14 protein-coding genes, 1 other RNA gene and 1 pseudogene are annotated in these 15000 nt (G+C 53.7%); 9 read left to right on the forward strand and 7 right to left on the reverse strand.

Features of this window, described 5'->3' with window-relative positions; genetic code table 11:
- Window positions 1-6: 6 nt before the first annotated feature.
- Both fur and ABVT36_RS08000 read right to left on the reverse strand, forming a co-directional pair.
- Window positions 7-423, reverse strand: a complete 417-nt coding sequence (fur, locus tag ABVT36_RS07995) for a ferric iron uptake transcriptional regulator (protein WP_367151774.1) — start codon at window positions 421-423, stop codon at window positions 7-9.
- Between the two features lie 97 nt (window positions 424-520).
- On the reverse strand, window positions 521-727 hold the full coding sequence (locus ABVT36_RS08000) for a hypothetical protein (RefSeq protein ID WP_367151773.1): 207 nt from the start codon (window positions 725-727) through the stop codon (window positions 521-523).
- Between ABVT36_RS08000 and ABVT36_RS08005 the strand changes: the two genes are divergently transcribed.
- On the forward strand, window positions 717-1064 hold the full coding sequence (locus tag ABVT36_RS08005; protein ID WP_367151771.1) for an outer membrane protein assembly factor BamE: 348 nt from the start codon (window positions 717-719) through the stop codon (window positions 1062-1064). The genes ABVT36_RS08000 and ABVT36_RS08005 overlap by 11 nt on opposite strands.
- An 8-nt stretch (window positions 1065-1072) precedes the next feature.
- Here ABVT36_RS08005 and ABVT36_RS08010 read toward each other — a convergent pair whose 3' ends face one another.
- Complete coding sequence (locus ABVT36_RS08010) at window positions 1073-1390, reverse strand: RnfH family protein (protein WP_368456086.1); 318 nt, start codon at window positions 1388-1390, stop codon at window positions 1073-1075.
- The gene (locus ABVT36_RS08015; RefSeq protein WP_367151769.1) at window positions 1387-1827 is read right to left on the reverse strand and encodes a type II toxin-antitoxin system RatA family toxin; all 441 of its coding nucleotides are present in this window, start codon (window positions 1825-1827) and stop codon (window positions 1387-1389) included. The genes ABVT36_RS08010 and ABVT36_RS08015 overlap by 4 nt, the downstream gene beginning before the upstream one ends.
- 196 nt (window positions 1828-2023) lie before the next feature.
- Here ABVT36_RS08015 and ABVT36_RS08020 point away from each other — a divergent pair, with 196 nt between their 5' ends.
- The 6 genes and pseudogenes from ABVT36_RS08020 (at window position 2024) to ABVT36_RS08045 (ending at window position 6544) form a co-directional block, all read left to right on the forward strand.
- Window positions 2024-3448: a sodium-dependent transporter gene (locus tag ABVT36_RS08020; RefSeq protein ID WP_368456087.1), complete on the forward strand. Its 1425-nt coding sequence runs from the start codon at window positions 2024-2026 to the stop codon at window positions 3446-3448.
- A 15-nt stretch (window positions 3449-3463) separates the two neighbouring features.
- Window positions 3464-3940 carry an SsrA-binding protein SmpB gene (gene smpB, locus ABVT36_RS08025; protein WP_368456088.1) on the forward strand — a complete coding sequence of 159 codons (477 nt, stop codon included), beginning with the start codon at window positions 3464-3466 and terminating at the stop codon, window positions 3938-3940.
- 43 nt (window positions 3941-3983) lie between these two features.
- The gene (locus ABVT36_RS08030) at window positions 3984-5330 is read left to right on the forward strand and encodes a sodium-dependent transporter (RefSeq protein WP_368456089.1); all 1347 of its coding nucleotides are present in this window, start codon (window positions 3984-3986) and stop codon (window positions 5328-5330) included.
- A 92-nt stretch (window positions 5331-5422) separates the two neighbouring features.
- Window positions 5423-5774, forward strand: a transfer-messenger RNA (tmRNA) gene (gene ssrA, locus ABVT36_RS08035).
- A 247-nt stretch (window positions 5775-6021) separates the two neighbouring features.
- Window positions 6022-6141, forward strand: a pseudogene (locus ABVT36_RS08040) (type II toxin-antitoxin system HigB family toxin); the annotation flags it as partial.
- Between the two features lie 34 nt (window positions 6142-6175).
- Entirely contained in the window at window positions 6176-6544 is a 369-nt protein-coding gene (locus tag ABVT36_RS08045) for a type II toxin-antitoxin system HigA family antitoxin (RefSeq protein WP_368456090.1), read from the forward strand.
- Between the two features lie 276 nt (window positions 6545-6820).
- Here the strand turns inward: ABVT36_RS08045 and ABVT36_RS08050 are convergent, their stop codons facing one another.
- Complete coding sequence (locus ABVT36_RS08050; protein ID WP_368456091.1) at window positions 6821-8599, reverse strand: serine hydrolase domain-containing protein; 1779 nt, start codon at window positions 8597-8599, stop codon at window positions 6821-6823.
- 472 nt (window positions 8600-9071) lie between these two features.
- Window positions 9072-10580, reverse strand: a complete 1509-nt coding sequence (locus ABVT36_RS08055) for a LytTR family DNA-binding domain-containing protein (protein ID WP_368456092.1) — start codon at window positions 10578-10580, stop codon at window positions 9072-9074.
- Window positions 10581-10777: 197 nt separating this feature from the next.
- Between ABVT36_RS08055 and ABVT36_RS08060 the strand changes: the two genes are divergently transcribed.
- Together ABVT36_RS08060 and rdgC are read left to right on the forward strand one after the other, a co-directional pair.
- Window positions 10778-12268: an alpha/beta fold hydrolase gene (locus tag ABVT36_RS08060; protein ID WP_368456093.1), complete on the forward strand. Its 1491-nt coding sequence runs from the start codon at window positions 10778-10780 to the stop codon at window positions 12266-12268.
- Between the two features lie 769 nt (window positions 12269-13037).
- Window positions 13038-14030: a recombination-associated protein RdgC gene (gene rdgC / locus ABVT36_RS08065; protein WP_368456094.1), complete on the forward strand. Its 993-nt coding sequence runs from the start codon at window positions 13038-13040 to the stop codon at window positions 14028-14030.
- Window positions 14031-14684: 654 nt separating this feature from the next.
- Here rdgC and ABVT36_RS08070 read toward each other — a convergent pair.
- Window positions 14685-15000 (reverse strand): transposase (locus ABVT36_RS08070; RefSeq protein WP_368456095.1); only part of this gene is annotated, 316 nt, incomplete at its 5' end.

The raw sequence follows: 15000 nt of genomic DNA on the forward strand, positions 1-15000 counted from the left end.
GCCGGTTCAGCTCTTACCGTTCTTTTCCTTTACATACAGCACCAGGCTGTGGCCGGTAAGCTCATAGCCGTGCTCTTCGGCAATCCGTTTCTGCAGCTGCTCGATCTCCTCGTTGTGGAATTCGATCACCTTGCCGGTGTCAGTGCACACCATATGGTCATGGTGGTCGCCCCGATCCAGCTCGAACACAGAGTGGCCGCCGTCGAAATTGTGCCGCATCACCAGGCCCGCACTCTCAAACTGGGTCAGGACCCGGTAGACAGTGGCCAGGCCCACGTCCTCACCCGCCTCCAGCAGCATCTTGTACACGTCTTCAGCGCTCAGGTGCTGATCGCTGGCGCTCTCCAGCAGCTGCAGTATCTTGACCCTGGGCAGGGTGACCTTCAGCCCCGCCTTGCGCAGTTCTTGATTCTCGTTCGCCATGAATATCCTGCCCCCTCAGGGTTCCTTTTGTCCGCCGTTGGGCCCGATTTTCGCCAACCCAAGTGCCGCCGGACCATTGTATGCCGCGCCCCGCCTGTCAGCGGTGCGCCTCTTCGGGTATTATCCACGGCCTGCGGATACAGCGGAACCCCAAGAGGCCATTGAGCAGCTCGGGCGGTCCCGGGGGAACTTTTTTCTCCCGCGAAGAACTACCCTGTTTACCAGCGACAAAAACAAAGCCCTGGGCCCGCGGCGGCGATCCATTGCCACCGCGATACAGTATGGAGTCACCAATGCCAGCCATCGCGAAAATCCTCCTGATCACCTGCCTGTATGCGCTGCTCAGCGCATGCAGCCTGATCAAGTTCCCGGGCGTGCACCGCATTCCCATACAGCAGGGCAACATAGTCACCCAGGAAATGGTGGATCAGCTCAAGCCCGGCATGACCCGCCGTCAGGTGCGCTTTGTACTGGGTACCCCGCTGCTGGAGGATACTTTTAACGCCGACCGCTGGGATTACGTCAACCGGGTGCGCGATCCCCGCGGCAGGGTCACCGAGAAGAACTTCTCCGTGTTCTTCAACGGCGACATACTGATCGCTACCAGCGGTGACTGGCAGCCGGCGGACTGGCCCCAGTAAACCGGCCCTCAGCCCCCCCTGGCTTTCTCCGCCCGCCGCCGGCGCGCCTCCTTTGGGTCCGCGATCAGCGGGCGATAGACTTCCACCCGGTCCCCCGGTTGCAGAACATACTGGTCCGCCGGTGCCAGCCCCCTGGTACCCAGCGCCTGGCCGAAGATGCCCAGCCGGGCCGTATTTGCATCCACCTCTGGATACTCCTCCGGAATGCCCGAACGCAGCAGCGCCTCCTGGGCCGTGGTACCCGGCGCGACCAGCAATCGCACCAGACGCTGCTCATGGGGCAGCGCGTAGACCACTTCCACCGCTATGGTTTTCAGCTCAGTCATGACGCCTCACCGTAAACACGCGCTGCGCGCTCGCACATGGCATCCACCATCTGGTTGGCGAGGTCGCTGAACAGTTTGCCAGCCGCCGCTGCAACCAGGCGGTTTTTCATACTGAATGCCAGTGAAAAGGTCACCCGGCAGGCGCTCTCCGCCAGGGGCGTAAACTGCCAGAAACCGGAAAAATCCGCGAAGGGCCCATCCACCAGGCTCAAGAGCATCCGCTCGGGACGCCGCAGCTGATTGCGGGTCACAAAACTCTGGCGGATACCCGCCCGGGCCAGATCCAGACGCGCTTCCAGCGTATGCTCATCGCTGTACAAAATTTCGGCTCCACGGCAACCCGGCAGAAATTGCGGATAACTGGCCACATCGTTAACCAGGTCGAACATCTGCTCGGCGCTGTACATCACCAGCGCACTGCGCTCTATTTGTGCCATTTTTGGTTCACTTCCGCTATCAGGTAACAATCCGGCCCTGCCGCAGGGACAAACCCCAATTTTGCCAGGGGGCGCTACTCAAGCAAGGCAATTCCTGTAACAATCGCACTTTTAATCGGCCGCAAGCTCAAATACAAACCATAGCGGCCCCCAGATTGCCCCCGGGGCAAAAGAATAACAGGCAGGCGCGAGAACTATGGCAGCAGCAAGAGAGCACTTTGGATCCCGACTGGGTTTTATTCTGGCCGCGGCGGGTTCCGCTGTAGGAATCGGCAATCTGGTGGCATTCCCGGTGGCCGCCACAAAAAGCGGCGGCGGCGCCTTCCTGCTGGTCTACGCCCTGTTTGTCCTGTTTATCTGTCTGCCGGTCATGATGGCGGAACTGGCCCTTGGCCGCAAAACTGACAAGGACCCGGTAGGTGCCTACCGCCAGCTCTCCGGCGGTTCCCGCCTGTGGAGCCTGCCCGGCTGGCTGGCCCTGATAACCCCCTTCATGATCGCTGTCTTCTACCTGGTGGTAACTGTCTGGGTCCTCGGCTACCTGATCGAAACCCTGACCGGCAACCTCGATATGCTCGCCACCGAAGCCTACTTCGGTCAGTTTATCAACTCACCGGTGGTATTTGTTTACCTGCTTGTGCTGATGCTGGCGATCAACGGTATTCTCGCCCTGGGGGTAAAAGACGGAATCGAGCGCGCCGCCAAGACCCTGATGCCCACTTTGTTCGTGATGCTCATCGGCCTCGCCACTTTCGTGCTGACGCAGGAAAACGCTATTTTGGGGGTCAAATACTACCTGGTTCCGGACTTTTCCAAACTGAATGCGGAAGTCGTCAAGAACGCCATGTCCCAGGCATTCTTCTCCCTGTCTCTGGGCATGGGCATGGGCATCATGATCACCTACGGCTCCTACATGAAGCGCAAGGACTCCATCCCCGGCTCCGCCAAAGTCGTTGCGCTCACCGACACCCTGGTAGCCTTTTCCGCGGGTCTGCTGATTCTGCCCAGTATCTTCCACTTTAATCCGCAGATAGACCCCACCGAGCTGAGCGACTCCTCCGCCGGCATGATCTTCCTGTTCCTGCCGAAGATATTCCTGGCCCTGCAGGAAAATATCGGCTACCTGGGTGCCAGCATCTTCGCTGCGGTATTCTTCTTTCTGGTGCTGGTTGCGGCACTCACCTCCCTGGTATCCATTATCGAGGTGCCGGTGGCGACCCTGCGCGACGAGCGCGGCATGGAGCGCAAAAAAGCGATTTACGTGATCGCCGCAGTACAACTGGTGCTCGCCATAGCCTGCGCAGTTTCCTTCGGTATGGTTGACTGGTTCACCAATTTCATCCATCTCGCCGGCAGCGATAAATCCTTCTTCGACCTGGTTGAACTGATTTTCTACAACACCATTCTGCCGCTCAACGGCCTACTGGTGTGCCTGTTTGTGATTTACAAATGGAAAAAGAGCAATCTGGACCTGGAATTGCAGGAGGGGGACACGGGTTTCATGGGCTCGCTATCCCAGAAGTACGTCAACTTCTCTCTGGGCAGCTTCATCCCATTGATCCTGCTGCTGATCTTTATCAACACCGTCGCAATCAATTTCTTCGGTTACAGTTTCATCTAGGCAATCGTTGTTTTCATGGCCAAAAAGAAAAGCGCACCCTCGAATACCATCGCCCTCAACAAGAAGGCCCGGCACGACTACTTCATTGAGGACAGGTTCGAGGCCGGCCTGGAACTGCAGGGCTGGGAGGTAAAAAGTTGCCGCGAGGGCAAGGCCCAGCTCACCGACAGCTACGTTATTTTCAAGCGTGGCGAGGCCTGGCTGCTCGGCGCGCGCATACAGCCCCTGCCCAGCGCCTCCACCCATTTCGTCACCGAGCCGGACCGCACCAGAAGGCTGCTGCTGAACAAGCGCGAGCTGTCCAGGCTCATCGCCGCTGTGGAACAAAAGGGACACACAGTGGTCGCCACAGCACTCTATTGGAAAAAGCACTTGATCAAATGTGAAATTGCCCTGGCCAAGGGCAAGGCCAGCCACGACAAGCGCGAAACGGAAAAAGAACGCGACTGGAATCGCGAAAAACAACGCCTGATGCGCGCGACGCACCGCTGACCACAGGTAAACCGCTTACAAGAACATAATTACAGGATTTCTCATGAGTGCACCCAGAGGACAATTCAGCTCCAACGTCGGCTTCCTGATGGCCGCGGCTGGCTCCGCCGTGGGCCTCGGCAACATCTGGGGATTCCCCACCAAGGCCGCCAGCAACGGCGGCGCCGCCTTCGTTGTCATCTACCTGCTGCTCGCGTTCGTCCTCGCCTACCCGGCGCTAATGGCCGAACTGACCATCGGTCGTCACGCCCGCCGCAATATGGTGCAAGCCCTGCGGGAGATTTCCACCGGGCCAGTCAGCCGGTTTTTCGCCAACCTCACCGGATTTGGCGGCATCCTGATCGCTTCGCTGATCCTGAGTTTTTATGCCATCGTGGCCGGCTGGATGGTCGCCCACCTGGCGGAGCCATTCGCTACCCTGATCGGCGCCAGCAGCACGGCCGACTGGCTTACCAGCAGCAGTACCGCACGCAATATGACCTTTACCGCGATTTTCAGCGGGCTCACCATGCTGATCATCGCCAGTGGGGTGGAAAAAGGTATCGAGCGCTGGTCCACGCTCCTGATGCCCTCGCTGATCATCCTGTTACTGCTGTTGATCATGTATGTACTGACCCAGCCGGGCGCCATTATCGGGCTGCAGGTCTACCTCATGCCGGATTTCAGCCAGGTTTCACCGGAACTGCTGCTGTCCGCCATGGGCCAGGCCTTCTTTTCCCTGTCCCTGGGTGTGGGCACCATGCTGATCTATGGGTCCTACCTCAGCCAGCAGGAGAGCCTGCCACGCCTGGGGGTACTGGTTACCCTGATAGATGTCGGTATCGCCTTCACCGCGGGGCTGCTGATCCTGCCGGCCATGTACGTGGCCCAGGAGGCGGGCACCCAGATCTTCGCCGACGACGGCAGCCTCATTGCCGGCCCGGGCCTGATCCTGCAGGTACTGCCGGCCCTGTTTGACTCGATGGGTACCATCGGTCTGGTTGTGGCCCTAGCCTTCTTCGCCCTGATGACCATCGCCTCCCTCACCTCCTCCATCTCCATGCTGGAGGTCCCCGTGGCCTTCTCCATCGAGAACCTGAAGCTGCCCCGCCGCAGCGCCACCCTGCTGGTGGGCCTGATCATCTTTGCCATCAGCAGTGTCATTATCTTCAATTTCGACGCCCTTTTCGGGCTCGTCATCAGCATCAGTACCGAGTATGGGCAGCCGCTGCTGGGGGTATCCCTGTGCATCTTCGCCGGCTGGATATGGCGGCGGGACCAGCTGCTGCAGGAACTGCGCAAGGGCCACGAAAACATAGAGCAGACCCTGTTCTGGAAAATCTGGCCCTGGTATGTGCGCGTCGTCTGTCCGCTGCTGATTTTGGCAGCCTTTGTACAAACCCTCCTGTAAAATGTGACCCGCGGGGCAAATTGGGCCTTGTCCGCCAGTTCGCCCCGCCGCCAATTGAGGTATAATGGACACCAAGCCGCAAGGTTCACATCGGGGATGACTTGGATTCGACGCCGGTGACGAAACCATGGGTGCATGCCGTGATGGCAGCCAATCACGTAAATCCAAAGCTGCAATTTATAGTTGCCAACGACGACAACTACGCTCTAGCGGCTTAAGCCCGCTAGCGGTCGCCAGCAAGGTTCCAGTACCGCGCTGTCGGCTGTAATACAGAACTGGATCGCCGTGAAGCCTGTTTGGAGTGGATCGGTTAAAACTTTACAGACTCGCTCATTGCGTCCTGCCCGCCGGGCTGCGTGAGTTAAATCAATAGACGGAACTAAGCATGTAGAGCCTCTGGCAGAGTGCTGACGGACGCGGGTTCGACTCCCGCCATCTCCACCACCTTAAAGAGCCCTAATGAGCCCTCACCAGCCATTAGGGCTTTTTATTTGACCCGCAATTTTACTCACAGAACATGCGGGTTAATGCGGGCTTCCCTCTATGAGCACTCAAACAGCTTCAAGTGTACTCCTTCTCAAGCAACTGGCCTCATACTCCAGCACATCCTCTCGCCTGTACCTGACTTGACCACCCAGTTTCAAGTAAACCGGACCTAAGCACTCAGGCCACCACCGCTCCAATGTCACTTAACATTGCGAATAACAAGTACCGACTGGTCGTGTGGATCAATTATGCCTATTGTGTGGTTTACATCCGATTTATCGATACCGATGCGCAATATGACAAGATTGACGTGCAAACTATTTAAATGCCCCCAAAGGTAGAAACGAGAGGTAAAAGTTATGGACATCAAACCTATTAAAATGGATGCCGACTACCGAGCGGCATTGAAAGAAATTGAAAGCCTGATGATGGCAGACCCTGACACTCCCGAAGGTGAGAAGCTGGATGTGATGGTTACGCTAATAGAAGCCTATGAGGCCAGGCATTTCCCTATGGATTTGCCTGATCCTGTTGAGACCATCAAGTTTGAGATGGAGCGCAAAGGTTTAACAGTGAAAGACCTCGAGCCCATGATTGGTAAGAGCAATAGAGTCTATGAAATTCTTAATCACAAACGCTCGCTCACGCTAAAAATGATCTGGAAGCTGCATGAAGGCTTGGGTATTCCGGCTGAATCTCTGATCAAGCCCCCACAAACACATGCTTAAGCCTGATGGTTTTCAAAGTATAGCCGAGATTGATACTCGGCTTGCTGAGCTTGAACAGTAAAAAAGAACTTCTAGCAGGTTGTTGAAAAAGCCCTCCCTGGCTTTCCTCAACCCGGGTTTGCGGCGCATGTCCGTAAACCGTCCACGACAAATCAAGCAGTGATATACTTGATTTGCGGCCCGAACATCCCTGTTCGGAACAACAGGCTGCTAGGGAACCTATGCTGAATTCAATGCAACGTCAGGTTTCACGTCAGTGAATTACTCAGGGGTTCCTTAGTTTAATGCAGGTAAAATATACTGAGGCACAAATTCCTGCTGAATCTTACGAAAAGTCTTGTGACTGTAGTTTCCAGCGTAAAAAGCTACCAACAAATCCAGGTCTGGAATACCCATCACGATTTGACCACCATTACCGCCGGCAAAAAAAGCCTCGACTTGGCGATTTTTATAAGGGTAACGCGTTATCCACCATGCATACCCATATCCCCTGTTCGCCATTTTATATTTCGTAGAAATTGAATCTTCTGCAAAATCCTCGCTGATTATACGCTGTCCATTCCAAATGCCTTTATTTAACATCAGTTGGCCCAGCTTCATGAAATCGCGCGGCTTCCAGTAGATTCCCCCGCCCAAATAAGGTTGCCCAGTCGGTGAGAGATTCAAATAGTAGTGATCAATCTGCAATGGCTTGGCTATGAAATCGAAGAATAGCTCCTCTATGCTACGCCCACTGGCAGCTGCCAGAACCGCTCCCACCAGATTGATCCCACCTGAACAATAGACTGCTTTCTCACCAGGTTCCCTAACCATATCCAAATGCGCTGTATAACGATACCAGTCATTTTGTTCTTGTTGTGATTGCATAGTGTCTTCATTACCTTTTGAGGAAGCATCACTATCATCACAATCCAGCCCGGATGACATAGTCAGCAGGTGTTCCAATGTTATTCTTTGGCGGCGCGGATCCACACCGACAACTCCCTCCGCTTCTTTGCCTAAAACCTTTTGAACAAACACAGGATCTCCCAACTCCAAATCTATTCCATTGTGAATGGCAGCCCCGACAAGCACACTGGCGAGGCTTTTACTGGCAGAGCGTGTGTCATGAGCTTTATTTCTGTGGAATCCATGAAAATATTCTTCCAGAACCAGCCTACCTGACCTTGCGATTAGCACTCCATGAATATATGGGTCATCAATCGAATCAGCAGCCGGCAATATGACCTGCTCGATAAAATTGGAGATTCCCTGCTCGCTGATTTTCTCGGCCCCAAGGCTGCTTACAGACCAGCCATCTCCAGGGATTTCAGGTGGTGGAATATAGTCATATGGTTCTGGATTTTTCCCGCGCGCATAAAAATGACTATGGTTATCATCTGGGGTTAATCTAAGGTCATAAAGATTACCGCGAATATCTACAGACATACGACCCGGTTGATACTGTGCTTCGACAAGGACAGTTTCCTTCTTGTCACGAAAGAACCGGCCCAGCCAGCGGACTGAATCGCCCTTTCGTTCCACTCGGTCAACATTGTAAAACACACCAAAGCCGCGATCAGGATTGCGAAAGAAAGCGCCCAGGGCCCCATCTTCCCTCTCCCAAACAGGTAAAAATACAGAAAATTCATCTGGCATAGGAACTATTTTCCCACGCCACCTATTGTCACTGTCAGGCGTTAATATCACCGGTGAGGCATAAGGCATTCCGTTATTGATCGTGCTTGGCTGAGTCCAATAGCCCCTGACCTGATGGCTTGCAGGGTCAAGTTTTCCATTAAAGGAGCCTAACCCGCCTGGAATACTGAAAGATAATTCAGTACTGCGTTTACCCTCCCGTAGTGGGATTGACAGATTATAACCGGATAAATCGATCCGCCAGCGGTCCGATTCGCGTGTAATAATAATATCACCCTGAATTTCCGGTCCCGCAATACGCTTTCCTTCCCACATACCGACCAGCTCATTATCCTTGGCTTCACTCTGGCCAATTGACAACAGGCAAAGCGCTGAGCCAAATAATAGGCATATTGTGCGTAAAGAAATTGCATTCATTGAAATAATCCTCATAAAGGTGCGCAAGACCTAATGAATATCACCCCACCGTTCAATTTTGAATCCGATGGTTAATCCTGTCAGTATTTTTTAAACTACCTGAGCATGAACCCTTGTAGTTTATCTGGCTGGACTAATAACAAGACGATTAGCGAGACAAAGAAATTTCCTGTCAAATTTTTTCGAATTTCTTTAAATATACATCAATGAATATTATTTAATCGAATTGGTACTGTATTCTTAGAAAAGAAATTCCTTTTCAGGTTCTCTTCTAACCTTGAGCTTCGATTAAATAAGATAAACAGCAGATGCTCTTATGATGACTGCTCTTTTAAATAGATTAATAAAAATTAAGACTTTACAGTTTCCCGGCGTTATTACTCTATCAGAAAATACAAGCTGCGCCACCCATTACGGTCTAATCACAAAAAAGTTTTGGTGAATTACCCAGGTTAGGTGAACCCCATGCCTGCTATTGGGCACAAACCAACCCGACAGCACTTTCTTGCTTTAACGAACTCCTGACTGCGGGCATCAGCCTGCGACTGACTGGAATAGCCTGCCCATCAGTAAGCTGAAGATGGTAGCCACCGGATTCGCTGGCAGTTTTTCTGCTAAGTGTCACCACCTGCTCAAGGTTTACCAGAAAAGAGCGGTGTACCCGGATAAAGGTATCGGGCAGTTCAGTCTCGAGTTGTTTTAGACTGCCTGAATAGAGTTTTTCACCCTGCTCCACCAGGTGTAATTCCACGTAATCGCCGGCCGCTTTGCAGTAAAGAATGTCGCTGACCGACACCCAAAGGGTTTTCCCCGCGGAGCTGACTTCCAGGCGCGCTGGTGTGTCGGATTGGCTGTTCTGGGCCAGTTTATATTCCAGTTTGGCAATCAGTTGTTGGTCGTCCTTACTTTGCTGTTGTTGAAGGCGATATTCCTTTGCCTGTTGCACAAACAAATATACTAGAAACAGTGCAATGATCAGGAAATGCATGATTTCATGAAAGCTGCCTTTATTGGCTACGATGGTAATAGCAACCAGAAGCTGCACCAGGAACCAGCCCAGCCAGGCATTTTGCCGCTGGCGGCGCCACACAATCAGCAGCTGTATCAGACTGACCAGCAGGGGAAAAAACACACCCGCGGTGGTTTTACTATCAAAGCCCGGAGCCAGCATAATAACCGTGACCGTAACCAGCAAACCCCCATAGATCCAGTGCAGGGCATGATCAGCCATGGTTTTGTAGGAGCTGTAAACCAGGATCGACATGCCAAACAGCAGTGACAGAGCGGTGACTGTGACCAGGCGCACGTCGTGCCAGGGGTAGCTATAGGGGACCAGGCCCCGGGACATTTCCGCCAGCAGTTGTAGTGCGGCTATCAGACACATGGCCCCAAACAACTTCTGGTGGCGATGCCCATGCCGGCCAAAGCTGACGGTTAAGAAATACAGGGCGCCAAGCAAAAAGGCGCCGGTCAAAATCAGCCCCACCCCCCTGTATTGTTGCACGAAAAGCCTGGGGTCATGGTAGTGACCAAAGCCGATAAAGTGCAGGGGGTAGCCCAGTTCGACCAGGCTATGCTGTCCAGACAACTCCAGAATCAGTTCATTGCCTGTGTCCTTGAGCAGAGCTTCGGGCAGATAGAACACCTTATCCATGGTGCCGGGAACTTCCCGCTTGTCAGCCGCAGGCGTGCCATTATTGCCCAATAATTGACCGTTGAGATAGACCCGGCTGGCCGCCTTGCCCAACACAAACACCCCGTAAGGCGGAGTGAGCCGCCGCCAGTGCGAACTGCGATCGAAGGTGAGCCTGAGCCACAAATAGGTGTGTTGGGGGTTAACCTGATAGAGGGGTAAATCCCTACATCCCGGGTCGTCAAAATCCGGCACCCCTTCCGGTATATCCATAGGTTCGCAGACGCGGACAATAGGCGCAGCATCAAAGGGGATGGGAACCTCGGCCAGGCTACTGAGGGGGCTCATCCATAGCAGCAGCCATAGCAGATACTGCCAGGGACCAAAAAGACCTGATTTCAACATCTTCCCTTGTAGCCGTTCATCGAAAAAACGCTACCGCTTAACGGTACAGGCCGGTAAAACCGCCCGCTCGGCGAATAACGGTGGGCATCGGGGCGATGCATACGACCTAATGGCTTCACCCATTGATAAGGAGTCATAGTATGCGATTTGTAGGTTCTTTAGTAGCCACAACCCTGGCCATATCTACGCTGAGCGCCCTGGCCTCGGAGGACCATTCCGAATCGGCCGAAACCCGGACTTACGCCAACGAAACCCCCATAACCTTTACTGCCAATGATGGGCAAAGTACAGAGGCCTTCTCAGGCCATTTCTGGGTACCCGAGAACCGCAACAATCCACAAAGCCGAAAAATCCGCATTAATTATGTGCGCTTTGCTGCTACCGGTGACCTCCAGGGGCCGCCCATGGTCTACCTGGCGGGAGGACCCGGCGGCTCGGGGATAGGAACGGCCAAGTGGAGGCGCTTTCCACTGTTTATGGCGATGCGGGAGTTCGGTGATGTCATTGCACTGGATCAACGCGGTACCGGCGAGTCGGAAAAGGCGCCAAGATGTGATTCTTCCGTCACTATCCCCTTAAAAGAAGTGGTCACTGCGAAAGCATTTGTCCAGGGATATCAACAGGCGGCGCGCGAATGCCTGGCCAGGTGGCGGGAACAGGGTATCGACGTGTACGGATACACCACCGTGCAAAATGCGTGGGATATCAACGACCTGCGTCAGCACCTGAACGCCAGGCGGGTTAACCTGTGGGGAATTTCCTACGGTAGCCATCTGGCACTCTCAGCGATGAAACTGTTTCCCGAACAGATTAACAGAGTCATCCTTGCCAGTGCGGAAGGCCTGAACCAGACGGTTAAATTGCCTGCTCGCACAGATGCCTATTTTGCCCGTGTCCAGCAGGTGATCGATCAGCAACCCCTAAAATCCGCTGTGGCCGATTTGCCCGCGTTGGTTAGACGAGTGCATCGACGTCTGCATGAGGCGCCTCTGAAGCTGGCCATCCCGAAAAAAGATGCTAGTGAGCAGCAGATGCTGTTTCAGGCACACCATATGCAGCGCCTGGCCGGTATGATGATTGCCGATCCCAACCAATACCTGGCAATGTTGATCCTCACCTACAACGAACTGGATAAAGGCAACACCCGCACCCTGACAGGTGTTCTGCAGCGCGGTATTTTCCGGGACAAGCCGCTAAGTTTTTCCTTGATGTCGCTGGCCATGGACATGGCGTCTGGTATTACTCCTGCGCGACTGAGACTGGTGACGCAACAGGCCGAGTCGAGCCTGCTGGGGACCTGGCTGAATTTTCCGATGCCTGCGCTGAACAGGCTGGATGAAAAACTGGACCTGGGGAATGCCTTTCGCAGCGCACCGCAATCGTCGATCCCTACCTTATTATTTACTGGCACCCTGGACGGGCGAACCTACCCTGAAGGACAGAAAGCTGCGGTACGCGGCCTCAGCAACCTGACCCAGGTAAAGGTGGTGTATGGCGGGCACAACTTGTTTATGTCGTCACCCGAAGTATTGGAAAATATGCAGCTTTTTATGCAGAACAAAGCCCTTCCTAACACCACCATCACCCTGCCGTTACCAAAACTGAGCCTGCAGGAAATTGTCTCCCGGTAGTTTTATAATCCTGGTGACTTTATCCAGGAGTGGGTTTATTGAATGACTAAAAGTTAAATATCCTTGTGAAAAAATTCCTGGGCAGAAGAAAACTTCAGGTATGGAAATATAAACTAGTGGATTCCTCCAATGCCTAAAAGGCGAGCTTTTGAAAACAAGTCATTGCCTTCTAGCAGGCTGTTGAATAAGTATTTTCTGCAGCCTACTGCCCCGAACAGGAATGTTTGGACCACAAATCAAGCATGTAACTGCTTGATTTGTCGTGGAGGGCTTGCAGACATGCGCCGCAAACCCGGGCTGAGGAAAGCCAGGGAGGGCTTTTTCAACAATCTGCCAAGGTGCCTCCGGTTAATTCAGTACTCCCTCAGCGGAACCCGTGGCGTCCCTTGGCAAGGTGTTGCCCGAAGGTCAAGGCTGCTTGTCCTTGACCAGCGCAGCAATACAATCCAGGGGGCGCCGCAGGCCCGCCCCTTGCTAAAGCACTGTCCCAGGCAGCATGTAAAAACCCCGCAAATCCGGTGCTTCCCGGGGTTTAGCTTATCCAGCCAGTCCCAGTTAGTCTAATCCACCCGTCCAAATTTTATACAATGTGAGCTGTATCGCTGAATGATGACACCAAGACCGCGCCGCCCTCCCCTTAGCCCGCGAATTGAGGAACCCCATAGGCTGGTGGCAGGCCAATAGCTGCTAAAAATCCACTGGCTGACCCAAGCGGGATGCTACATAATTGCCTGCCACCCATGTAACGCAACAACAGATGGCCTGATGTATGTGGTTTAAAAACCTCCGGCTCTATCGTTTCACCAAAGAATTCACCCTGGACGCCGACAAGTTGAGCGAACTGCTGGAAGCCTTCGCGTTCACGCCCTGTGGCAGCCAGGACAGTGCCCGCTATGGCTGGGTGGCCCCCCTGGGCCGTCACGGCAGTCAACTGGTGCACGCCACCAACGGCTATTTAATGATCTGTGCCAAAAAGCAGGAGAAGGTTCTTCCCGCAGCCGTGGTCAATGAAAAGGTGGAAGAGCTGGCACAGGGTATTTACGAGAGAGAGGCCCGCCGGGTGGGCCGCAAAGAGCGCCAAAACCTCAAGGACGATGTACTGCTGGAGATGCGCCCCAGGGCCTTTGCCCGCTCCCGCCTGCAATATGCATATATCGCCCCCGATGAGGGCCTGATCGTTGTGGATGCTTCATCCGCCTCTGCGGCAGAGGAAATGCTGGAGAATTTGCGCGAAGCCATCAGCAGCCTCGCCGTCATACCGCTCTCGGCAAAAAACCTGCCCCAACAGGCGATGACCCATTGGCTTACCGCGACAGAAGCACCCGCACACTTTGAGTTTGGGCACGAGTGTGAGCTGCGCGACCCCAAAGACAGTGGCAGTGTTATTCGTTGCAAAAACCAGGAGCTGTGTGCCGAAGAGATTCACAACCACCTGGTGGCCGGACTGCAGGTCTATAAACTCGGCCTGGTATGGCGCGGTGGGGTGGAGTTCCTGGCAGATGAGCAGCTTGCCCTCAAGCGCGTTAAGTTCAGCGATAAGCTATTGGAAAAAGCGGACAGTGTCGACAGTGAGGATGCGGCACAGCGTTTCGATACGGAATTTGCGGTGATGACCCTTGAAATCTCCGCCATGCTCCAAGATCTGCTCGCCGCTTTTGGTGGTGTCAATAAAGAGTCCGTCAGTGTCGAAGCACTGGTCGCCAAGGCCTCCCGTTCAGAAATTGAGCCGGCGGTCCGGGAAGTGGAGGAAGTGGCCTTTTGAGCCGGAGCAATGGGTCAAATAGGTGTTTCGGCATAAAGAGCTACCCAAAAGTCTATCCTGGGTTGCCCTCTTAGACACCTATCTGACCCGGTGCCGATTTCCTGCGTGTTACTACAATAGTATTTCTCAGCATCTGAGTTTATTGACAACTTACACAAGCAAAATCGTACCACCTAAGCCATCCGATGCTGCTTGAAATTCCCCACATGCTCCATTTCATTCAGGCAGTCCAGCTAGCACACTGGATCGCCGCTAACGTAATTACTGCTGTCCAAGTGGTGAACAGCTCGGTTGAGTGAATACAGGTAATTGCACACGTCTACAATAGATGCCACGATATCTTCAAACTTGCCAGTATGTCTGCCATCGAAATTCTTCAGCGCTTTGTATATATTGGTTTTGATACCAATATAATGCACCACCAACCCCTTTCTATTGCTCTCAAACTTGCGAGTTACCCGAGCAATCGCCTGGGCTAGCCCGGATATTTCATGATCCAGCCTAGAGCACAGTATTTTCTTCTGACTCTCGAAGATCCGCGACCATAGGTCACTAATTGATCTACTCGACTACAACGCAACCAGTTCCAGTTCTGCCGGGCGCAATTGCCCCTTACCCCATTCTTTATTCCGTGCCGGAGCAGCACTCTTTCACCTATATAGGCACCAGTCTCGCCGCTGCCTTGCAGAAGATTTCTCTGTCTGGCATTGACGTCGGTAGCAGGAACCGCAGGCGCCGTGTGTTTTTAATCACCACAGCTGCGACCTTGATCAAGCGATTGCGTAAGGTGCCAACCGACGCTTTTGCCAGCGGCGTATTCTTGAGCTGTTCTCGCAACTCTTCGAACAGTATCCAGGCTAATGCCGAGAGCAGTAGCCGCCACTGATTCGGCCACCAGCGGTGGCAGGAAGTGCGGCCCGCGAACAGATCCAATTGCTGATCCTTGATGCGGTTTTCCATGTCTCCGCGT

Origin of the sequence: Microbulbifer sp. TYP-18 (assembly GCF_040932045.1) — a bacterium.
In the GTDB taxonomy this organism is placed as follows: domain Bacteria; phylum Pseudomonadota; class Gammaproteobacteria; order Pseudomonadales; family Cellvibrionaceae; genus Microbulbifer.